Source organism: Kutzneria sp. CA-103260 (genome assembly GCF_018263855.1).
Lineage (GTDB): Bacteria > Actinomycetota > Actinomycetes > Mycobacteriales > Pseudonocardiaceae > Kutzneria.
In genome coordinates, this window is sequence record NZ_CP073318.1 from 11,345,132 (window position 1) to 11,366,602 (window position 21,471).

Annotated in this window: 18 protein-coding genes; 13 read left to right on the forward strand and 5 right to left on the reverse strand. The window is 70.9% G+C overall.

Annotated elements, in window-relative coordinates:
* Positions 1 to 61: 61 nt before the first annotated feature.
* Positions 62 to 1,171 (reverse strand): DegT/DnrJ/EryC1/StrS family aminotransferase, encoded by a 1,110-nt coding sequence (locus JJ691_RS50805; protein WP_211766499.1) that lies wholly within the window; start codon positions 1,169 to 1,171, stop codon positions 62 to 64.
* Positions 1,168 to 2,376, reverse strand: a complete 1,209-nt coding sequence (locus tag JJ691_RS50810) for a macrolide family glycosyltransferase (protein WP_211766500.1) — start codon at positions 2,374 to 2,376, stop codon at positions 1,168 to 1,170. The genes JJ691_RS50805 and JJ691_RS50810 overlap by 4 nt, the downstream gene beginning before the upstream one ends.
* Positions 2,377 to 2,713: 337 nt before the next feature.
* Here JJ691_RS50810 and JJ691_RS50815 point away from each other — a divergent pair, with 337 nt between their 5' ends.
* The 4 genes from JJ691_RS50815 to JJ691_RS50830 all read left to right on the forward strand — a co-directional run bounded on the left by JJ691_RS50815 (position 2,714) and on the right by JJ691_RS50830 (position 7,381).
* Entirely contained in the window at positions 2,714 to 3,439 is a 726-nt protein-coding gene (locus JJ691_RS50815) for an NAD-dependent epimerase/dehydratase family protein (protein ID WP_211766501.1), read from the forward strand.
* Between the two features lie 69 nt (positions 3,440 to 3,508).
* Positions 3,509 to 3,931, forward strand: coding sequence for a hypothetical protein (locus tag JJ691_RS50820; protein ID WP_211766502.1), 423 nt, complete (start codon positions 3,509 to 3,511; stop codon positions 3,929 to 3,931).
* 14 nt (positions 3,932 to 3,945) lie between these two features.
* Complete coding sequence (locus JJ691_RS50825; protein ID WP_249227568.1) at positions 3,946 to 5,772, forward strand: ABC transporter ATP-binding protein; 1,827 nt, start codon at positions 3,946 to 3,948, stop codon at positions 5,770 to 5,772.
* Between the two features lie 4 nt (positions 5,773 to 5,776).
* Positions 5,777 to 7,381, forward strand: coding sequence for a beta-N-acetylhexosaminidase (locus JJ691_RS50830; protein WP_211766503.1), 1,605 nt, complete (start codon positions 5,777 to 5,779; stop codon positions 7,379 to 7,381).
* A 78-nt stretch (positions 7,382 to 7,459) separates the two neighbouring features.
* Here JJ691_RS50830 and JJ691_RS50835 read toward each other — a convergent pair whose 3' ends face one another.
* Both JJ691_RS50835 and JJ691_RS50840 read right to left on the reverse strand, forming a co-directional pair.
* On the reverse strand, positions 7,460 to 8,464 hold the full coding sequence (locus tag JJ691_RS50835; protein WP_211766504.1) for a 3-oxoacyl-ACP synthase III family protein: 1,005 nt from the start codon (positions 8,462 to 8,464) through the stop codon (positions 7,460 to 7,462).
* A 397-nt stretch (positions 8,465 to 8,861) separates the two neighbouring features.
* Positions 8,862 to 9,437 (reverse strand): TetR/AcrR family transcriptional regulator, encoded by a 576-nt coding sequence (locus tag JJ691_RS50840; RefSeq protein ID WP_211766505.1) that lies wholly within the window; start codon positions 9,435 to 9,437, stop codon positions 8,862 to 8,864.
* 55 nt (positions 9,438 to 9,492) lie between these two features.
* Here JJ691_RS50840 and JJ691_RS53535 point away from each other — a divergent pair, with 55 nt between their 5' ends.
* The 4 genes from JJ691_RS53535 to JJ691_RS50860 all read left to right on the forward strand — a co-directional run bounded on the left by JJ691_RS53535 (position 9,493) and on the right by JJ691_RS50860 (position 13,764).
* Positions 9,493 to 9,825 (forward strand): family 20 glycosylhydrolase, encoded by a 333-nt coding sequence (locus tag JJ691_RS53535; RefSeq protein ID WP_211766506.1) that lies wholly within the window; start codon positions 9,493 to 9,495, stop codon positions 9,823 to 9,825.
* The gene (locus JJ691_RS53540; protein ID WP_442912815.1) at positions 9,762 to 10,142 is read left to right on the forward strand and encodes a family 20 glycosylhydrolase; all 381 of its coding nucleotides are present in this window, start codon (positions 9,762 to 9,764) and stop codon (positions 10,140 to 10,142) included. Before JJ691_RS53535 ends, JJ691_RS53540 begins: the two co-directional genes overlap by 64 nt.
* Positions 10,143 to 10,552: 410 nt before the next feature.
* Entirely contained in the window at positions 10,553 to 13,366 is a 2,814-nt protein-coding gene (locus tag JJ691_RS50855) for a helix-turn-helix transcriptional regulator (RefSeq protein ID WP_211766508.1), read from the forward strand.
* A gap of 104 nt (positions 13,367 to 13,470) precedes the next feature.
* Positions 13,471 to 13,764 (forward strand): hypothetical protein, encoded by a 294-nt coding sequence (locus JJ691_RS50860; RefSeq protein WP_249227569.1) that lies wholly within the window; start codon positions 13,471 to 13,473, stop codon positions 13,762 to 13,764.
* A gap of 135 nt (positions 13,765 to 13,899) precedes the next feature.
* On the opposite strand, the gene JJ691_RS50865 is transcribed toward JJ691_RS50860, so the two are convergent.
* Complete coding sequence (locus JJ691_RS50865) at positions 13,900 to 14,511, reverse strand: GGDEF domain-containing protein (RefSeq protein WP_211766509.1); 612 nt, start codon at positions 14,509 to 14,511, stop codon at positions 13,900 to 13,902.
* A gap of 189 nt (positions 14,512 to 14,700) precedes the next feature.
* On the opposite strand from JJ691_RS50865, the gene JJ691_RS50870 reads away from it, so the two are divergent.
* The 5 genes from JJ691_RS50870 to JJ691_RS53155 are packed head-to-tail and all read left to right on the forward strand — an operon-like array spanning position 14,701 to position 21,294.
* Complete coding sequence (locus tag JJ691_RS50870; protein WP_211766510.1) at positions 14,701 to 16,008, forward strand: purine-cytosine permease family protein; 1,308 nt, start codon at positions 14,701 to 14,703, stop codon at positions 16,006 to 16,008.
* A gap of 9 nt (positions 16,009 to 16,017) precedes the next feature.
* Positions 16,018 to 17,556: a hydantoinase/oxoprolinase N-terminal domain-containing protein gene (locus tag JJ691_RS50875; protein ID WP_211766511.1), complete on the forward strand. Its 1,539-nt coding sequence runs from the start codon at positions 16,018 to 16,020 to the stop codon at positions 17,554 to 17,556.
* Positions 17,553 to 18,647, forward strand: a complete 1,095-nt coding sequence (locus tag JJ691_RS50880) for a DUF917 domain-containing protein (protein ID WP_211766512.1) — start codon at positions 17,553 to 17,555, stop codon at positions 18,645 to 18,647. Before JJ691_RS50875 ends, JJ691_RS50880 begins: the two co-directional genes overlap by 4 nt.
* Positions 18,644 to 19,738 (forward strand): DUF917 domain-containing protein, encoded by a 1,095-nt coding sequence (locus JJ691_RS50885; protein WP_211766513.1) that lies wholly within the window; start codon positions 18,644 to 18,646, stop codon positions 19,736 to 19,738. The genes JJ691_RS50880 and JJ691_RS50885 overlap by 4 nt, the downstream gene beginning before the upstream one ends.
* On the forward strand, positions 19,735 to 21,294 hold the full coding sequence (locus JJ691_RS53155) for a helix-turn-helix domain-containing protein (protein WP_211766514.1): 1,560 nt from the start codon (positions 19,735 to 19,737) through the stop codon (positions 21,292 to 21,294). The genes JJ691_RS50885 and JJ691_RS53155 overlap by 4 nt, the downstream gene beginning before the upstream one ends.
* Positions 21,295 to 21,471: the final 177 nt, after the last annotated feature.

Consider the following 21,471-nt stretch of genomic DNA (forward strand, 5'->3'; position numbering starts at 1 on the left):
TCCTTACGCGAAAGAGGTCGGCCCGACACACCGGTCGGGCCGACCTCGTCTGGTCGACCGGTCAGAGGGTGCGCAGGACCTCGCGCAGCGCGCTGATGACCTTGTCCTGCGTGCCCTCGTCCAGCGACGCGTACATCGGCAGCGAGAAGATCTCGTCGGCCAGCTGCTCGGTGACCGGCAGCGAACCCTTCTCGTAGCCCAGCTTGGCGAAGCCGGTCATGGTGTGGCACGGCCAGCGGTAGCTGACGTTGAGCTGGATGTCGTAGCCCAGCAGGCGCTCCAGGATCTGCTCCCGCTTGGGGTGGCGGACCACGTAGAGGTAGTACACGTGGTCGTTGCCCTCGGTGATCTTCGGCAGCACCAGGTCGGTGTCGGCCAGCGCCTCGTAGTAGCGGGCCGCGACCTGGCGGCGGGCGGCCAGGTAGCCGTCGAACCGGGTCAGCTTGCGGCGCAGGATCTCCGCGTGCACCGCGTCCAGGCGGCTGTTGTGGCCCGGGGTCTCGACGACGTAGTACTGCTTCTCCATGCCGTAGTAGCGCAGCCGGCGCAGGTTGCCCGCGACCTCGTCGTCGTTGGTGATGGTCGCGCCGCCGTCGCCGTAGGCGCCCAGCACCTTGGTGGGGTAGAAGGAGAAGGCCGCCGCCTTGCCGGTGGTGCCGGCCAGCACGCCGTTCTGCTTCGCGCCGTGCGACTGCGCGCAGTCCTCGAAGATGGTCAGGTTGTGCTTGGCCGCCAACGCCTTCAGCGGCTCCAGGTTGACGCACTGGCCGTACAGGTGCACCGGCACGATGCAGGTGGTGCGCTCGGTGATCGCCGCCTCGACGAGGTCGGTGTTCATCAGGTAGTCGTCGGGGTTGATGTCGACGAACACCGGGATCGCGCCGATCTGGTCGATGGCGATGACGGTGGGGGCCGCGGTGTTGGACACCGTGATCACCTCGTCGCCCGGCTTGACGCCGATGGCCCGCAGGCCGAGCACGATGGCGTTGGTGCCGTTGTCGTTGCTGACGCAGTGCCGCATGCCGTGGTAGGCGGCGTACTCCTCCTCGAAGCCCTGCACACTGGGGCCGAACACGAGCTGGCCGGACCGGAAGACGGTGTCCACCGCGTCCAGGATGTCCTCGCGCTCGTTCTCGTACTCCTGCTTGTAGTCCCAGACGAGGGTGGTCATCGCCGTGCTACCTCCTGTTGGTTGATCAGTGCTTCCATGCGGTCGGCGGCCTCGACGGCTCCCGGCAGACGCACGTGCTCGCTCATCGCACGCGCGTTCGCCGCGATCGAGGAGTCCGCCAGCACGGCAAGTGCCTCGTCCCGCACCATTTCCGCCGTCAGGTCCCGGTCCAGGATCTGACGGCCCACGCCGAGTCCGACGACCTGGTGGCCGGCGATCTCGGTGTCGTCCTCTCCGGTCACCACGAGCAGCGGCACGCCCCAGTGCAGACTCTGCATCACGCTGCCGACACCGCCCTGGTTGATGAACAGGCTGGCGTGACGCAGCACCGCGTGCTGGTCGAGCCAACGGTGAACCTCCACATTGGACGGAATGGGTTCCAGCGCGGTCGGGTCACCGTCCCGGCCGATGGTCATCACCACCCGCCACGGCAGGTCGCGCACGGCCTGGATCAGCAGCCGCAACACCTCCGGCCGCTTGTTCGTCGTGGTGCCCAACGAGATCAGCACCACCGGACGCTCGTCGGCCGGCGTCCAGGTCCCGGTGAACTCGTCGGCCCTGAAGCAGGGGCCGGCGAACACGACGGAGTCGTCGAACTCCTCGGCCCGGATCTGGAAGGCCCGCGGCACGAAGGCGACGCTGAGCGCGCCGTCGCCCGGCACCGGCGTCTCGTGCTCGACGACCAGGTCGGCGGCGCCGGCTCGCTCGATGAGTTCGTCGATCCGGCGGCCCAGCGAGAGGAAGTCGGCCATTTCCGGCTCGGCCGGCTCGGCCGGCCGCGCGGATTCCGTCAACCGGTCGATCGGAACCGTGGCGCTGCCGGCGAAACCGGCGTAGAGGCGCACCAGCGGCACGCCGAACCGGCGGGCGCAGATCCGGGCGGTGTCGGAGACCAGCACGTCGTAGCCGATCAGGTCCGGCGGATCGTCGGCCAGCAGGGCCAGCGCGTCCGGCAGCGGCGCGAAGCTCTCGTCGGTCAGGGCCAGCACCGAGTCGCGTGCGCTCAACGGCATCGGGTACTGGCCGAGGCCGGACTTGTGCGCCACCACCGTGGCGCCCGTCTCGGCCACCAGGTCGGCGTACTGCTCGCCGACGAAGTAGGTGACCCGGTGACCGCGCCGCACGAGTTCGGCGACCAGCCCCAGCGTGGGCTTGACGTGCCCGTACAGCGTGAGCCCGAACAGGGCCAGGTGTTTGCGGTTCATCGGGGCTTCAATCCTTGCCAGCTCAGGACTGGCGAGTCGCGGTCTCGTCGTTCGGTGGCCCGATGCTGGCAGCGCGCGATCCGCGAGCCGAGATCCGTCGGCCGGTGACTGAGGAAATCGCTAGACGTGCCCCTGGAGGGGGTCGGCGGCGGACGGCGGTGACTGTAGGGAGGTTCCTACATCAGTCCTGTTACCCCAGTGGGGTTCGGCAACGCGCGTGGCAACCATGTCGTCCGCGTTTACCCACATGCCATGGAGCGGAGCGCGCATGAAGATTGTCGGTAACGGGTTTCTTGCACGCCATCTCTCGTTGGCGTTCGGCGACAGGTTCCCGGATGTGACCGCCATCGCGGTCGGCGTGTCCAGCACCGTGAACGGCACGGTCGAGGAGTTCGACCGCGAGGCCGCCGCGGTGTACGAGGTGCTGCGGGACTGCCGGGAGACCGGTCGGACCGCGCTGTACTTCTCCACCGCGTCGGCCGGCATGTACGGTGCCCCGGACTCCCCGGGCACCGAGGACGGCCCGGTTTTCCCGCAGACCATCTACGGCCGGCACAAGCTGGCCATCGAGGCGGCCATCGCGGTGTCCGGAGTGGACTGGCTGGTGCTGCGGCTGAGTCACCTGGTCGGGGACTGGCAGCCGCCGCACCAGCTGCTGCCGTTCCTGGTGTCGATGGTGAAGTCGGGTGAGGTCACGGTGTTCCGCAACTCGCACCGGGACCTGGTCGACGTCCGGCACGCCGTCGAGGTGATCGACACGCTGCTGACCAACAACGTGCGCCGCACGATCGTCAACATGGCCTCCGGCGTCCCGGAGCCGATCGAGCGGATCGTGCGCGGCATCGAGGCGCGGCTGGGCGTGGAGACGACCTGGAAGGTGGTGGACCGGCCGTCGGACACCACGGTGGTCTCCACGGAGAAGATGCGGCAGCTGGTGCCCGCGGCGAACAACTTCGGCTTCGGGCCGCGCTATCTCGACGAGCTGCTCGACCGCTACGTCGGGTCGGCGGCGGACAAGCGCACTGACGGCCCGACCCCGGAGGTCGCACGGACTCGGTCGTGATGAGGGCGGCGGGCCGGCCGTGGCCGGTGGCGGTGCTGCACCGGACCGGCCAGCACGCCGCTCTCCAGCGTGCGGATCGCTGTCTCCACCGCGCTGAACCGAGTCAACTCGCCTTCCCGCACCGACTCGGCGCCGGCGTGGACGATCCAGCCCAGCACCCGGTTTCACCCACGCCGGCGGGATGTCCTCGGCGAACCGGCCCGCCCGCTGGCCGCGCTCGATCAGTTCCAGCACGGGCCGGTCGGCCGCCTCGACCGCGGCGATTGCCTGCTGGCGCACCTGCGCCTCGCCGACCAGGAACATCAGCATCGGACTGAACTCGAAGTAGGCGTGCCCCACCCGACGCAGGGCCTGGACCGGGGTGCCCTGCACCACCGCGGCCCGCGCGATCGCGTCGGCCAGAGTGTGCGCTGGCTGAGCACGGTGACGGGGACACATCCTTCCGAAAGTGGGACAGTGATGTATCATTCTGGCATCTTCGCCACTCGTTGAAGGAGAACCCCGAGATGGCACCACCCAGCCCTCCCGCCCCGCGGTGGCAGAACCTGCGAGACCTGTTGGCGTTCATCCGTCCGCACCGTCGCAAGCTGCTGCTGGGTTTCCTGTTCGGCTTCGGCACGACGGTCACCTCGCTGGTCACCCCGATGGCCACCAAGTGGGTGATCGACGGGCTCGGCAACAACAGCGCGCTGGGCATGGCGGTGGCCGTGCTCGCGGTGCTGCTGGTGCTGGGCGCGGTGTTCGCGGTGTTCCAGTGGATCCTGCTCGGCACGATGGCCGAGCAGGTCGTCTACGAGGCCCGGACCAAGATGGTCCGCCAGCTGTTCCGGGCCAAGGTGGGCGAGCTGACCCGGCGGCCCAGCGGTGAGCTGGTGGCCAGCGTCACCTCGGACACCACCCTGCTGCGGCAGGCCGCCTCGACCAGTGTGGTCGACCTGATCAACGGCGTGATCGCCCTGATCGGCGGGCTGGTGCTGATGGCCACCCTGGACTGGGTGCTGCTGCTGATCACGGCCGGCGTGATCGCCGTCGTCGCGGTCGCCATCGCGGTGCTGTCGCCGAGGATGTCCCACGCGCAGCAACGGGCCCAGGACGCCATCGGCCGGCTCGGCGGCTCGCTGGACGGCGCGTTGCGGGCGATCCGCACCGTCAAGTCCAGCCGGGCCGAGAACCGGGAGAGCGGGCGGATTCTGGCCGAAGCCGGCGAGTCCCGGGACGAGGCGGTGCGCGCGGTCCGGATCGAGGCCACGACGATCACCGTGGCCAACGCCGGCATGCGGTTCGCGATCATGGTGGTCCTCGCGCTCGGCGCGCTGCGGGTCGGCTCGGGCGAGCTCACGGTGAGCGCCCTGGTCGCCTTCCTGCTCTACGCCTTCCAGATCTCCGAACCGGTCACCGCGGTGACCACCACGGTCAGCCAGCTCCAGTCCGGGTTCGCGGCCGCGGCCCGGATCCGTCAGGTGACCTCGCTGCCGGCCGAGATGCCGGACGACGCCCCCACCGTCGCCGACCCGGTGTCCACCGGCGTCGGGGGCGGCCACGTGTTGGCCTTCCGGAACGTCACCGCCCGCTACGCGCCCGGCGCCGATCCGGTGCTGACCGACGTGAGCCTGGACATCGCCCGGACCGGACACACCGCGATCGTGGGACCGTCGGGCGCCGGCAAGACCACGATGTTCTCGTTGATGCTCAAGTTCCTGCACCCCGATGGCGGCGACCTGCTGCTCGACGGCGTCCCGTTCAGCCAACTGTCCATTGAGGACGTCCGCAAGCGGATCGTCTACGTGGAACAGGACGCGCCGCTGCTGCCCGGCACGATGCGGGAGAACCTGCGCTACACCCACCCCGACGCCGACGAGGACGCGCTGTGGGCGGCGCTGCGCACGGTGCGGATGGACGAGCGGGTCCGCGCCATGCCGGACGGGCTGGACTCCAAGGTGTCCGGCACCGCCGTCTCCGGCGGCGAGCGCCAGCGCATCGCGCTGGCCCGGGCTCTGGTCACCGACCCGGAGATCCTGCTGCTGGACGAGGCCACCGCGCAGCTGGACGGCCTGACCGAGTCGGCGGTCCAGGAGGCCATCTCCCGTATCGCGGCCAAGGGCGCCGTGGTCACCATCGCGCACCGGCTGTCGACCGTCATCGACGCGGACCAGATCGTGTTGATGGACAAGGGAAGGTGCCGGGCGCGGGGCACCCACGCGGAGTTGTTCGACGCCGACGAGCTCTATCGCGAGCTGGTGCTGGCGCTGCGCATCCAGACCATCACCCCGTCTACGGTCACCGACGACACCGTCGACCTGGCCGACGAGCAGCAGCCCGAGATTGCGAGGTAGGAACGTGCGCAGAACAGCACCCGTCGTGCTGGCGGTGACGCTGGCGGCCGGCCTGGCAGTGCCGGCCGCCGCCGCCCCGACACCGCCGGCCCCGCCGATCCCGCTGGGACAGGTGGTTCCCGCGCCGGTCAGCGTGCACGCGAACACGGCGGTCGGCTACACCCTCTCGCCCACCTCGGTGATCTCCTACGACCTGGGCAATTCCGCGACCCGGCAGGTCGCGCAGTGGCTGGCCGGCCAGTTACGGCCGTCGACCGGCTACCCGCTGCCCGTCGTGCCGGCTGTCCCGTTCGTGTCGCTGCCCGGGATCAGCCTGGCGGTCGGCGGCGCCGACCCGTCGTGGGGGAGCGAGGGCTACCGGCTCGCCGTCGACAACGGCGGCGTCCACATCAAAGCCAACAGCGCCAACGGTGTCTACGACGGTGTGCAGACCCTGCTCCAGTTGCTGCCGGCCAAGTTCGCCGCGAAGACCGCGCAACGCGGGCCGTGGCCGGTGGCCGGCGGTGAGATCGTCGACTATCCGCGCTACGCCTACCGCGGCGCGGTGCTCGACGTGGCACGGCACTTCTTCACCGTGGCCGAGGTCGAACGCTACCTCGACGAGGTCTCCCGCTACAAGATCAACTATCTGCAGCTGCACCTGACCGACAGCCAGGGATGGCGCATCCAGATCGACGGCTGGCCCCGGCTCACCTCGGTCGGCGGCAGCAGCGGCGTCTCGGCCGGCGGCGTCCGTGCCGGCTACTACACGCAGGCCGACTACGAGCAGATCGTCCGCTACGCCGCCGCCCGTTTCATCACCGTCATCCCGGAGATCGAGGGCCCGGCCCACTCCAACGCGGCGCTGGCTTCCTACGCCGAACTCAACTGCGACGGCGTGGCCGCCCCGCTCTTCCAGGGCGTCGGTCCCAGCCCGCACGAGTATCTCTGCCTGGGCAAGGACATCACCTACACGTTCCTCGACGACGTCATCCGCCAGGTGGCCGCGCTGACCCCGGGGCCGTACCTGAGCATCGGCGGTGACGAGGCCGCCGGCGTGTCCGCCGCCGACTACGCCACCTACATCCACCGGGTCCAGGCGATCGTCGCCAAGTACGGCAAGAAACTCGTGGGCTGGCAGGAGAGCGCCGCCGCCATCGACCCGGCCGGCGCCCTCATCGGCCTGTGGATCCCCGACCCCGACGACACCCGTCTCAAGGCCGCCCCGGCCGCCGGCGGGAAACTCGTGATGTCACCGGCTTTCACCGCGTACATGGACATGCAGTACGCCGCGGACAAGCCGGCCGCCGGCGTCGGCAACAACTGGGCCGGCTACATCGAGGTGCAGGACGCCTACAACTGGGACCCCAACACCGTCCAGGACGGCGTCTCCGGCTCCGGCGTCGCCGGCGTCAACATCCCCCTGTTCACCGAATACGTCCACAGTCCCGCCGAGATCGACTCCCTGGTCTTCCCCCGCCTGCCCGCCATCGCCGAACTCGGCTGGTCCCCGCCGTCGACCCACGACTGGAACTCGTTCCGGACCCGCTTGGCCGCCCAGGCCCCGTACTGGGACCAGACCGGCGTGCACTTCTACCGCTCCCCGCAGATCCCCTGGCCGACTCGGTAATCCGGTGCGACAGAACCGGCGGCGCGTCCCTGCGTGAACAGGGACGCGCCGCCGGTTTCGGATCGGCGCCGCAGCGAGTCAGCCGTTCACCGCGGACCACCTGATCACGCCGTTGCCCACGGACATGCCGCCGCCGAAGGCGGACAGGAGGACGATGTCGCCGTCCTCGACGTGGCCGGATTTGACGACGTCGTCGAGGGCCACCGGGACCGAGGCGCTGCCGACGTTGCCGTACTTCTCGACGGTCTTGGCGGTGTGAGCGCCGGTCAGGCCGCAGCGGACCACCAGTTCGTCCAGCAGCACGCTGTTGGCCTGGTGCGGCACGAAGAAGTCCACCTGGTCGGTGTCCAGCCCGACGGTGGCGAGCAGCTTGCCGATGGCCGGCGGCACGCCGTCGAAGACGAAGTCCCGGACACCGCGGCCCTGCATGGTGAAGAAGTGGCCGCCCTCGGCGAGGGTCTTGGCCGTGGTCGGGATCCTGCTGCCGCCCGCGTGCACCTTGATCAGGTCCTCGTGCTCGCCGCTGGTGCCCAGTTCGATGTTCAGGATGCCGTAGCCCTCGGCCACCTCGCCGACCACGGCCGCCCCGGCGCCGTCACCGAACAGCGCGCAGGTGCGCCGGTCGGTGAAGTCCAGGATGCGCGAGTACACGTCCGCGGCCACGACCAGCGCCCGGGTGCCGGGGTGGGTGGCCACCAGGCCGCGGGCCAGTTCCAGGCCGTAGACGAAGCCGGCGCACACGACGTTGACGTCCAGGCAGGCGGCGTTCTGCGCGCCGATCAGCTGCTGGACGACGCTGGCGGTGGGCGGCTGCGGGAAGTCGCCGGTGGAGGTCGACACGATCAGGTAGTCCACCCGGTCGACCGACAGCCCGGCGTGGTCGAGTGCCGCCCGAGCCGCGGCGGCCGCGAGATCGGAGGTGGCCTCGTGCTCGGCGACGAAGCGGCGGGACCTGATCGCGGTCTTGCGCAGGATCCACTCGACGGTGGCGTCCGGCGTCATGGCGGCGATGTCGTCATTGGTCACCACCCGCTCCGGCAGGTACGAGCCGGTGCCCAGCAGCCCGATGGCGCGCGTGCTCATTGTGTTGTCCTCCAGCGAGATTCATCAGCTTCAGTGGGCTGTTCGGTCCCCAGCTGCGCCCGCGGTTCGGGGTCGGTGACGCCGGGTTCGGTCCGCGGCGCCGTGGACAGCGCGACGAGGTGACCGTCGGCACGAGTCGGCCGGCCTCGACGATCTCGTCGAGCGGGAAGACCACCGGCTCGGCCGCATGACTGTCGATCACCCGCTTGAGCGGGCTGGGATGTCGCGGCTGTCGGCCGCCCGAGCGTAAGCGCGTCCGTGCGGCCCGCTACCGGGTCGAGTCCGGCTGACGGGGTGAATCACCAGTTTTTCGCGGGCCGCGGGATCCGGTCGGCCGCGGCCGCCGGTGGCTCCCGAGCCGGGCGATGAGTGGCCCGCGGGCGCGGACCGGTGGTCGCTACGCCGGACCGGCGAGCACGCCGCGCTCGAACGTGCGGATCACCAGCTCCACCGCGGTGTACCGGTGGGCCTCGTCCTCGCGCACGGACTCGATGCCGGCGTAGACGATCCAGCCGAGCACCCGGTTGATCCAGGTCGCCGGGACGTCGGTGGCGAAGTAGCCCTCGCGCTGGCCGCGCTCGATCAGCCGCAGCACCGGCCGGTCGGCCGACTCCACCCCGGCGATGACCTGGTTGCGCACCTGGGCCTCGCCGGTCAGGAACATCAGCACCGGGCTGAAGTCGAAGTAGGCGCGGATCACCCGGCGCAGGGCCTGGTCCGGGGTGCCGGTGTCGAGCGCGGCCTCCTCGACGGCCCGGGTCATCGTCTCCACCGCCTGCTCGGCCAGGGCCGCGATCAGCTCGGAGCGCTCCGGGAAGTAGCGGTGCAGGGTGCTGCGGCCGATGCCCGCGGCCTCGGCTATGTCGCCGAGCGACGCGGTGGGCCGCTGTCCGAGCACGGTGAACGCGGCGTCCATGATCGCCTTGCGGGTGCGCACCCGGCTGGCCGACTCGTGCGTCGCGTTGCTGGACATGCGATCACTGTAGTAGAAGCCACAGTGTTCTGCGATGGGACACGGATGTACCATCATGGTACCTGGGCGTCGCCACCCGTCGAAGGAGATCCCGAGATGGCAGAACCCCGATCTCCCGCTCGGCGGTGGCAGCGGCGGCGACATCGGCGGCGTGCGGGTCGGGTATTGCAGCCATGCGGACTACAGGGAGATAGACCGTTACGCGGCAAGGAACTTCGTGACCATCGTGCCGGAGATCGAGGGTCCCGCGCACATGGACGACGTGGTGCGCCAGGTGGCGGCGACGAGGCCGGAAGCATTCCGGCGGCCGACCACGCAACCTGCATTCGTCGGGTTCGGGCGATGTTTGCCAAATATGGCAAGAAACTCATGTGTTGGCCGGAGATGATGGCCGACCCGCTGGGCCAGCTGTGGGCGCCGGGTGTGAACGTCGACGACACCAAAGCCGCCACCACACACGGCGCGAAGACGGTGATGGCCCCGGCGTTCACTGTCCATCTGGACATGAAATACGCCGAGAACGTCCCCTCGGCCGGCGTGGGCAACGACTGGACCGGCCACCTTGACGTAAAGGACATGCACGACTGGGATCCGCTGACGGCCCAGGACGGCGTGCCGGCCGACGCGGTCCACGGCGTGGACGCGCCGCTGTTCACCGAGTTGGTCCACAGCCCTACCGACATCCAGGAGCTGGCCTTCCCGTGACTGCTCACGGTGGCCGAACTCGGGTGGTCGCCGGCGGCCGAACATGACTGCGACTCGTTCCGGATCCGGTTGGCCGCACCGGGTCTGCGCCGGATCGCGGCCGGCGTCAAGTTCACCCGGTCGTCCCAGTTCCCCCGGCCCTCAGACGTTGCCCGATAATCCCCTGGCCCGCAAGGAGTCCTGGTGGGCCAACGCGTGACCATATGTGGTCGAACGGGTAGTAGAGGGGCCCTCATGGTCCCTGATATTGACGAGAGCCGCCATTCAGTGACTACATTCGACGTGGATCACGCTGTGGACCTACTGGGGAAGTGGCACACGGTTCCGGGACGGTCGGGTCGTTGGGGTGCGACCGCCTTCGCCGCCCGGAACCGGAGTGCCTGGCGTCATAGCTGTGAAGGGCAGTGACGATGGAGCCTGAGCTCAAGCTGGTCAAACCGCACGAGCCGCACACATCGAGCCTGGCCGAGCGGGCGACCGAACTGGCCGCGCTGGAGAGCGTGCTCACGACGTGCGCCCAGGGCCGGGGAAGCGCTGTCCTCATCACGGGTTCGGTCGCCACCGGCAAGACCGAGCTGATGAACCACTTCGTCGAGCACATGGTCGCCGACGACGTCGTCACGCTGACCGCGGCGGCGGCGCCGCACGCGCTGCCGTTCGCGGTTCTGCGTCAGCTGTTGGACAACGCCGCGGTTCGCGACCGGGCCGTCGAAATCGTCGAACTCGTCAACGACGCCGTCGAGTGGGCGATGACCCTGGACGGCGACGCCGACGAGATGCGCCGGCTGAGCACCCGCGTGATGGCCGCGGTGCGGACCGCGGTGGCCAAGCTGACCCGCGGCGGGCCCGTGGTCGTCGTGGTCGACGACGTGCAGGACGCCGACGCGGCTTCGCTGCTGTGCCTGACCGACCTGGTGCGCGCGACGTACCAGGAGCGAGTGGTGTTCGTGTTCGCCGCCCAGCACCAGCTGAGCCCGAACTCGGCGCTGTTCGGCGAACTGCTGCGTCATCCGCGCTACCAGCGGCTGTGGCTGCGGGCCCTGTCGCTGGGCGGCGTGCAGGAGGTGCTCACCGCGAACCTGTCCGGCTCCGTCGCGCGGCGGCTGGCCGGGCCGGCCACCGCCATCTCCGGCGGCAACCCCTTGCTGCTGCGGGCGCTGCTGGTCGACTACGGCGTCGCCGCGAACTCCGGCGGGCGGCTGATGGTCGGCCGGTCGTACTGCGACGCGGTGGCCAACTGCCTGCGCCGGTCGGACGAGTTGGCCGGGCCGGTCGGCCGGGGCATCGCGGTGCTCGGCGAGGAGACCTCGATCGCGCTGCTGGCCGATCTGGTCGACGAGGACGCCGAGCGGGTCGCGGCGATCGTCGAGCTGCTGGGTGACGCCGGCGTGCTGGACGGGCTGGCGTTCCGCCACGAGACGGTGGCCGCGACCCTGCTCAACACCATGGACAACACCGAGTTCGAGGACCTGCACTACCGCGCCGCCCAGCTGCTGCTGGACGCCGGCGCGCAGGCGATCCCGGTGGCCGAGCACCTGGTGGCCGCCCGCCGCGGCGACTACCCGTGGAGCGTCGGCGTGCTCATCGAGGCCGCCGAGCTCGCCTCGGCCGGGGACCGCGTCGGCTTCGCCACCCAGTGCCTGCAGCTGGCCGTGAACTGCTGCCCGGACGAGCGCCGGCGCGGCAAGATCGTCACGATGCTGGCCGGCATGGAGTGGCAGGTCAACCCGACCGCCGGCGTCCGCCACCTGGACAAGCTGGTCGCGGCCATGCGGGCCGGCGAGCTCGCCGAGCGGGACGCCACCGAGCTGGTGCACAACCTGTTGTGGCACGGGCGAACCGACGACGCGCTGCACATGATCGAGGTGATGGCGGCCGAGGCCGGCGCGACCAGCCTGCGCACGGCCATCGAACGGCGGATCATCGCGCTGACCGTCGCCGCCTCGTTCCCCTCGCTCAACCAGCAGGTCCGGACCTCGCTGCTGGCCGCGCCGGCGGTGTCCGGGGCCGTCGCCGAGCCGCGGCTGCAGGCCGCGTCGGCGCTGGCCACGGTGCTCACCCGCGGTGTGGACGACGAGACGCTGGCCGACGCCGAGCAGGTGCTGCAGAGCACCCGCCTGAACGCCACCACGGTGGTCCCGCTCAAGTCGGCGGTGCTGGCCCTGGTCTACGCCGACCGTCTGGACAAGGCCGTTCCGTGGTGCGACACCCTGCTCAAGGAGGCGCAGGACCGCCGGGCCCCCGGCTGGCACACCCGGATGAGCGAGGTGCGGGCGATAATCGCCGTCCGGCAGGGCGACCTGCCGCTGGCCGTGCGCTGCGCCAAGGCCGCCTTCGCGGCGTACTCCGCGCCCTACGGCGGCGGCGTGGGCATCGGCTCCATGCTGGCCGTGCTGATCTCGGCCGCGACCTCGATGGGCCACATGAGCGAGGCCGCCGAGTACGTGGCCCGGCCGCTGGCCCAGTCGGTGCTCAAGACCCGGCACGGGCTGCACTACCTGCACGCGCGCGGACGTTTCCACCTGGAGTCGGGGCACGCCCGGGCGGCCCTGGCCGACTTCCTCGCCTGCGGCGACCTGATCCGGCAGTGGAACATGGACCGGCCGACTGTCGTCCCGTGGCGCAGCAGCGCGGCCCTGGCGTTGCTCGAGTTGGGCCACACCACGCAGGCCCGGGCGTTGGTGGACAAGGAACTGGCCATCGCCGGCGAGGTGAGCTCGCGGGCCCGGGGCAAGGCGTTGCGGGTCAAGGCGGCGGTCAGCGAGTTGGAGCTCAAGCCGGCGCTGCTGCAACTGGCCGTCGACGACCTGGAGGCCGCCGGGGACCGGCTGTCCATGGCCTACGCGCTGGCCGAGCTGAGCACCGCCCAGGGCGCGCTCGGTGAGCACGACAAGGCGTGGACCACGGTCCGCCGGGCCTGGCTGATCGCCAAGAGCTGCCAGGCCGAGGCCCTGTGCCAGCACCTGATGAAGCAGTCCAACGTGGTCGGCCCGATCGCCGGCGCCACGCCGCGCGCCGAGTCCGCGCAGACGCTGAGCCGGGCCGAGCGCCGGGTGGCCAAGCTGGCCGCGATCGGCTACACCAACCGGGAGATCGCCGCCCGGCTCTACATCACGGTGAGCACCGTCGAACAGCACCTGACCAGGGTGTACCGCAAGCTCAACGTCAACCGGCGCAGCGAGCTGTCGGTCAGCCTCCAGGTCGACATCGCCACCAGCGCGTGAACCTGGGTGTAGCACTAGATTCCGCCATCTGGCGGCCGGCCTGACCAGAAGTCCGTGGCATTCTGCCCGCGCCGCTGGATGGCACCGACACCGGGAGGTTTGCCTTGTCCGCCAGGAACTTTCACGACCTGAACCGGGCAATGGGCCAGCTGCGCCGCTGCATCGACGCGCTGCACCGGACGCACGGCGGCGGCGCGGCCGTCGGCCGGCTGGTCAATTCCTTCGAGCGACTGGAGCTCGACGCCGCCGAACTGTCCACACTGGACCGGGCCCGGTCCAGGGCGCACAACGTCGTCTACATCAACGACGAGCCCTACGACCCGGTCATCTGGCACGGCGCCGACGAGGAGGGCGTGGGCGGCCACCGCCGCCACGGCCACCACCACGCCGAGCTCTAGTCACCACGCCGAGCTCCAGTCACCGGCACGCCGAGCTGCGGTCACCGGTCAGCGCTGCGCCGGCAAGATCAAGGGACCGAACCTCTCGTGCAACGTCAGGAAGGATCCCTTCATGGCGTCCGCCGCGTCCGTTGATCAGCGGCGCAGCTGGAATGTGCCGCTCAGGCAGCTGCGGCCCCGGCCGTCGCGTTTGGCGGCCAGCAGGGCGGCGTCGGCGGCCAGCAGCAGCGGCTCCAGGCCGCCGTCGGTGTCCTGGGCGGCGACCCCGACCGAGGCGCTGAGCCCGGTCAGGGCGACCTGCCCGTCGCGGGCGCTGACCGTGTCCAGCCGAGTGCCGCTCAGCTCGGTGTTGAGCCGCTGGGCGACGTCCAGGGCGGCGTCGGCGTCCGTGCCGGGCAGCAGGGCCAGGAACTCGTCGCCGCCGTAGCGGGCCAGCAGATCATGGCTGCGGGTCACCGAGCGCAGCACGGTCGCGAACCGGCGCAGCGCCTCGTCGCCGGCCAGGTGCCCGTGCACGTCGTTGATCCACTTCAGCTTGTCCAGGTCGGCCATCAGCAGTGCGACCGGCCCGGCCCCCTCGGCCAGCAGCCGGCCGGCGTGGTGGTCCCACGCGCCCCGGTTGAGCAGCCCGGTCAGCCAGTCCAGACCGTCGTGGCTGAGCGGCCGACCGCAGGTCGGACACACCGCCTGCGTGCACTCGCGGGCGGCGCGGCGGGCACGCAGCCAGCGGTCCAGGCCGAACAACACGGTCCTTCACTTCCCCAGCGAACGGTGATCTGCAACGAAGGGCGAGCTTGCTGACAGACGGTAGATAGCCGAACGCGGACCGTCCACGTGCGGATTGCACAGCCGGCCCGGCCCGATCGGGCAAAGCGCACATGGGCCGCCGCAGCCACGCTGAGTAGCATCCGGGCTTCCCTGTGGAAGGACCCTCGGATGGCTTCCGACGACTTCGCCCTGTCGCGCGTGCCGGCGTCGGCGCGCTATCCCTGGCTGTCGGTGGCCACCCAGCGGTTCGGCCAGATCTCCGGGCTCAGCCAGTTCCTGCTCGGCGCCACCCTCGGCTTCGGGCTGCCGTTCTGGCAGGCCTTCCTGGCCTTCACCCTTGGCGCGGTGCTGCTGGAGCTGGTGGCCATCGCGGTGGGGATCATCGGACAACGCGAGGGACTGTCGACTTCGGTGCTGGCCCGCTGGACCGGCTTCGGCCGGGGCGGCGCGGCGGTGGTCGGCCTGGTCATCGGGCTGTCGGCGACCGGCTGGTTCGGCGTGCAGTCGCAGCTGGCCGGCAGCAGCCTGGCCCGGCTGCTCGGGCTGCTGCCGGTCTGGGCCTGGTCGCTGCTGTTCGGGCTGCTGGTCACGGTGATCGTCAGCTACGGCTTCCGCTGGATGGCCTGGACCGCGTACCTGACCGTGCCGGCGTTCCTCATCCTGGCCGGCGTCTCCGTGGTCACCGAGCTCACTCGGCACGACCTGGGTTCGCTGCTCACCGACGCGCCGCCGGGGCCGCAGCTCACGCTGGTGCAGGCGGTCACGCTGGTGGCCGGGCAGTTCATGGTCGGCGCGGTGATCACCCCGGACATGACCCGCTTCAACCGCACGCCCGGCGACGTGGTCAAGCAGACCGTCCTGGGCATCACGCTGGGCGAGTGGGTGATCGGCTCGGTCGGCGTGCTGCTGGCCCACGCGGTGCGCAGCAGCGACGTGTCGGCGATCGTCACGTCCTCGACCGGCCTGGTCGGCATGGTGGTGATCGTCGCGGCCGCGCTCAAGGTCAACGACTGGAACCTGTACGTGTCCTCGTTGGGGCTGGCCAACTTCCTGGCCACGGTGACCGGCCGCACCTTCCACCGGGCCCGGCTGTCGGTGGTGCTCGGCGTGCTGGGCAGCGTGCTCGGGGCGGTCGGCATCCTGTCCGGCTACACCGGTTTCCTGACCCTGCTGGCGGTGGCGTTCCCGCCGATCCCGGCGATCATGGTGGCCGAGTACTTCGTGGTCCGGCGGTGGCGGGGCCAGCTCGCCGCCGGCACGCTGCCGGCGACCTCGCCGACGTGGGTGCCGGCCACGCTGGTGATCTGGCTGCTGGCCTCGTTGACCGGCCGGTTCGTCACGATCGGCCTGCCCAGCGTCAACGCGCTGGTCGCCGGCTTCCTGCTGTACGTGCTGGCCGGCCGACTGGGGCTGTTGCGCGGCTACCGCACGCACCTCACGGAACCGTTGCCAACACAACAAAGTGTCGTTCAGTAGGCTGGCCCGATGCGTGTCGGCATCGACGTCGGGGGCACCAACACCGACGCCGTCCTGATGGACGGGACCAAGGTCATCGCGGCGGTCAAGACCCTGACGACGGAGGACGTCACCTCCGGCATCGTGGCCGCTCTGGGAGAGCTTGAGGCCCACGCCCGGCTGGCCGACGTGCGCGCGGTGATGATCGGCACCACCCACTTCATCAACGCCCTCGTCGAGGCCAACCGGCTGGCCCCCACCGCCGCACTGCGCTTCGGCCTGCCGGCGACTGCCGCGCTGCCGCCGATGGTGGACTGGCCGGAGTCGCTGGTGCGGGCCGTGCGCGGGCGCTCCTACCTGTGCCACGGCGGTTTCGAGTACGACGGGCAGACCATCTCCGACCTCGACGAGGCCGAGATCCGGGCCGCCGTCGCCGACATGCGCGAGCACGGCGTGCGCGGTGTCGCCGTCTCCTCGGTGTTCTCGCCGGTCAGCGCCGAGCACGAGCTGCGGGCGGCGGAGATCATCGCCGCCGAGGCGCCGGAGCTGGTGGTCAGCCTGTCGCACGAGATCGGCCGGCTGGGCATGTTGCAGCGGGAGAACGCCACCATCATCAACGCCGCCCTCGGCGAGATGGCCGTGCAGATCGTCGACGGCCTGGCCGCCGCGGTGCGCGGGGCCGGCATCCGCGCGCCGCTGTACCTGAGCCAGAACGACGGCACCCTGATGGAGATCGAGTACGCCCGCCGCTACCCGGTCGCCACCTTCGCCTCCGGGCCCACCAACTCCATGCGGGGCGCGGCCTTTCTGTCCGGCTTGTCCGACTGTGTGGTGGTCGACGTCGGCGGCACCACCACCGATGTCGGTGTGCTGCAACGGGGTTTCCCACGGGAGGCGGCCACCGAGGTGGTGGTGGCCGGCGTGCGCACCAACTTCCGGATGCCCGACGTCGTCTCCATCGGTCTCGGCGGCGGCTCGCTGGTGCGCGGCGAGCAGGTCGGGCCGGACAGCGTCGGCTACCGCCTCACCGAACGGGCCCTGGTGTTCGGCGGCGACGTCCTGACCGCCACGGACATCGGCGTCGCGGCCGGCACGTTGGACATCGGGGACCGCGAACACGTGCGCCACCTGTCCGACGAGTTCGTGCGGGACGCGCTGGCCGCCATCGAGGCCAAGATCAGCGAGGTTGTCGACCGGATGCGCACCTCGCACGAGCTGCCGCCGATTGTGGTGGTCGGCGGCGGCGGTTTCCTCGTGCCGGACGATCTGGCCGGCGTCGGGGCCGTGCACCGCACCGAGCACTTCGCGGTGGCCAACGCCATCGGCGCGGCCATCGCGCAAGTCGGCGGCGAGGTCGACCGGATCTATCCGTTGCAGCCCGGACGTCGGGACGCCGTGCTCGACGAGGCCAAGCAGGAGGCGGTGGACCGCGCCGTCGCCGGCGGCGCCGACCCGAACCGGGTGGAGATCGTCGACGTGGACGAGGTGCCGATCGCATACCTGCCCGGCAATGCCACCCGGATCCGGGTCAAGGCCGTCGGCGACCTGATGATGGCGGGGCCGGCGTGAGCCGCGAGCTGACCGCCGAGGACCTGCCGGACATCGCCCGCGGCGCGGCGCTGCTGGGCACCGGCGGTGGCGGCGATCCGTACCTGGGTCGGCTGTTGGTGGAGCAGGAGTACCGGCGGGGCCGCCGGGTCCGGCTGCTCGACCCGAGCGAGATCGCCGACGACGCCCTGGTGATTCCCAGCGCTGGCATGGGCGCGCCGACCGTGCGGGTGGAGAAACTGCCGCGTGGCACCGAACCCGCCCTCGCCCTGCGGACCCTGGAGGAACACCTCGGGCGGTCCGCCGACGCCACGATGCCGATCGAGTGCGGTGGTTCCAACTCGATGGTGCCGCTGCTGGTCGGGGCCCAGCTCGGGCTGCCGGTGATCGACGCCGACGGCATGGGGCGGGCGTTTCCCGAGCTCCAGATGCAGACCTTCGGCGTGTACGGCGTTTCCGGCTCGCCGCTGGCGTTCAGCGGCTCCCAGGACGAGCGCGGCGTCATCGACACCGGGCTGGACAACAAGCGCCTGGAGCGGCTGGCCCGCGGCGTGACCGTGCAGATGGGCGGCACCGCCAGCATCGCGCTGTTTCCCATGTCCGGCAAGGATGTCCGGCGCACCGCCGTGCCCGGCACGATCACCCTGGCGCTGCGCGTCGGCCGCTGCCTGCGTGAGTCCCGCGACCGGCACGTCGATCCGTTCGAGGCGCTGGTCGCGCTGTTCAAGGAGACCATGTACGAGCACGCCCGGCCGGTGTTCCGCGGCCGGGTGGTCGACGTCGAGCGCCGGACCACCGGCGGCTTCGCCCGGGGCCAGGCGCTGATCCAGGCCTTCGGCGGGGATTCCGTGCTGTCGCTGGTGTTCCAGAACGAGCACCTGGTGGCCAGTGTGGACGGTCGGGTCCGGGTGATGGTGCCCGACCTGATCACCGTGCTGGACACCGAGACCGCCGAGCCGATCACCACCGAGGCGCTGCGCTACGGCCAGCGGGTCACCGTGTTCGCCATCTCCGCGCCGCCGATCATGCGCACCCCCGAGGCGCTGGCCGTGTTCGGGCCGCGGCAGTTCGGCCTGGACGTCGACTTCACGCCGGTCGAGGAACTCGAGTGACGGCAACCTTCCTGGGACTGGACGACGTGGACGCGCTGCGACGCGGCGCGAGCCTGCTCGGGTCCGGTGGCGGCGGCGACGCCCAGCTCAGCGGTTTGTGGCTGGCCAAGGAACTCACCGACGGCCGGCGGCTGCGCATGGTCGACACCGACGAACTGGCCGACGGCTGGGTGCTTGTCCTGTGCGCCGCCGGCTCGACCGCTTCGGTGGCCGTGGAGAAGCTGCCGGCCGGCGACGAGCTCAGCCGCTGCGTGGCCATGGCCGAGAAGTACCTCGGCGTCACCATGGACGCGATCGGCCTACTGGAGATCGGCGGCAGCAACGCGCTGTTCCCGTTCATCGCCGCCGCCCAGATGGGAAAGCCGGTGGTGGACGGGGATCTCATGGGCCGGGCTTTCTCCCGCCTGGACCAAACCGTTGCCGCGCGGGAGGATCTGATCGGCGCGTGGGTGTGCGCCGAGGCCCACGGTGCGGCCATGGTGGTCGACGGCGTCGACGCCCACGCCGCGGAACGGGTGCTGCGCGGCGCGCTCACCGGCCTGGGCGGCTGGGCCGCCCTGGCCTATCCGGCCATCAGGGCACCTCGGTATCGGGAGATCGTGTTGCCCGGCACCGTGACCGCCGCCCTGGAACTCGGCCGCCAGCACCGGATCGGCTCCGAGACCGGCGACGACGGCGCGGCCCTGGCCGACCGGCTCGGCGGCGTTTTCCTGGGCCAGGGCACGGTTCTCGAGGTCTACCGGTACACCGGCAAGGCGTTCGCCAGCGGCAGCGTCGCGGTGCGGACCGCCGACGGGCAGCACGTGCTGCGGGTCGAGATGCAGAACGAGTACACGATGGTGCTGCACGACGGCGAGGTGGTGGCCACCGCGCCGGACGTGGTGTGCCTGCTGGACGCGCACACCCTGCAGGCCATCCAGACCAGCCAGGTGCGGCGCGGGCACGAGGTGGTCGCGCTGGCCCTGCCGGTGCCGGATCGCTTGTGGGAGCCCGATGTGCTGCACCGGTTCGGGCCGCGGGCGCACGGCCTGGACGCCGATCCCACGAGGGCGGCCCAGAGGAGTTTTGCCCAGAGGAGGGTGGCTCGGTGAAGGGCAGTCACGAACCGGTGTCGCTGCGCCAGCTGGTGGCGCATCCGGCACTGGACGGCGCGCGAGTCGTCGGGGGCGCGGCCCTGGACGGGGTCGTGCGCAGAGTGACCGTGCGGCCCAGCGTCGACGCCACCGGTCTGGGCTGCGGGGACCTGATCGTGGTGGCCGGGCTCGACGACGCCACCGGCTGGCAGGTGGAAGCCGGCATCCGGCGCTGCGCCCTGGCCGACGTCGCCGGTCTCGTGCTGCCGGCCGGGCGGCGGGATCCCTTGGCCACCAGCATCTTGCTGGCCGAACGGCTCGGCCTGCCGCTGGTGCTGCTGGCCGAGTCGGCCAGCCCGCACGACATCGCCCTGCGGCTGGCGCAGCTGGTCAGCACGCCCGAAGTCGTTCGGTCCGAACACGTGCTGCGGTTCGTCCGCCGGATTCGGGGCCAGGTCGACAGTCTCAGCTCCGTCACCAAGACCGCCTCCGAGGTCCTGTCCGCCCCGGTGTCCGCGCTCAGCGCCGACGGTGAACTCGTCACCGGCGGCCACTCGCCGTCGGCCTTCCGGCGTGATCTCACGCTGCCCCAGGTCGTCGCCGAGGACGAGACCACCTACGTCATCCATCCGGTCATCGCCGGCAACGCCCCGCTGTGGATCGTCGCCGCGCTCCGCCAGCCCGCCGTCACCATGATCGAGATCGCCCAGGCCGTGCTGTCCGCCGCCGAGCCCTGGGTGCTGGCCTGGCTTGCCACCCAACGACTCGACGCCGAACGCGACGCCCGCGCCCGCACCACTCTGCTGGCCGATCTGCTGCGGCTGCGCGAGGACACCGGCGCCGTTGTCCGGCACCGGGCCGCCATCCTCGGCTGGCGTCTCGACGGCTGGCACATCGGGATCTATCTCCGACGCCTCAACGAATCCCCCTCCGACAATCTCGCCGACCGCGACGAAGTGCTGCGGGCCCTGGAGGAGAGTGGCATCGGCGGCCCGCTGGTCGAACAGTCCGACGGCTGGGTCGCGTGGCACACCGGCAAGTCCGAGCCTGCTCCGGCCGACGTCAACACGCTGCTCGCCGCCGTCCGCGATGCCCTGGGCCGCTTGGGTTCCCGCATCGAGATCGCCGCCGGCGTCGGCCGGGCCAGCGCCGGCACCGGTGGGCTGGGCCGCACCGTCGAGGAAGCCCGCGAGGCCGCCCTGTCCGTTGACCCCACCGTGTCCGATCCCGGCCAGGACGCCCTCGTCGCCCACATCGACGCCCTCGGTGTCGGCCGCCTCGTCCGCGCCTGGACCCGATCCCGCTCCGCCCGCGCGCTCGCCAGCACCCTCCTCGCGCCGTTGGCCGACCAGGAACTCCTGCTCACCACCCTCGACGTCTACCTCGAACACGAGTCGTCGGTCGTGGCCACCGCGGCTGCCCTGGGCCTGCACCGCAACACCGTCTCCGACCGGATCACCCGCACCCAGCGGTTGCTCGGCGTCAACCTCCGCGACCCCGACGACCGGTTGGCAGTGGAGCTCGCCTGCCGGACCCTACGGCCGAAGGTCCGCAGCGACAGCCGGGTGGACTGAGTTCTTGGTGGCGAAGCTGTTGATGGTGTTTCCCCTCCCGAACACCTTTCTTTCCCTTGTGCCGTTTCGCTGTGGAGTTCTCAAAGAACGGGTGGTCAGTAGTGGCGGCGCTGGTCGAGCAGTAGACCGCGCCACGGGCCGTGCATAGCCAGTTCACGGGCGGAGCCAGCGGCGATA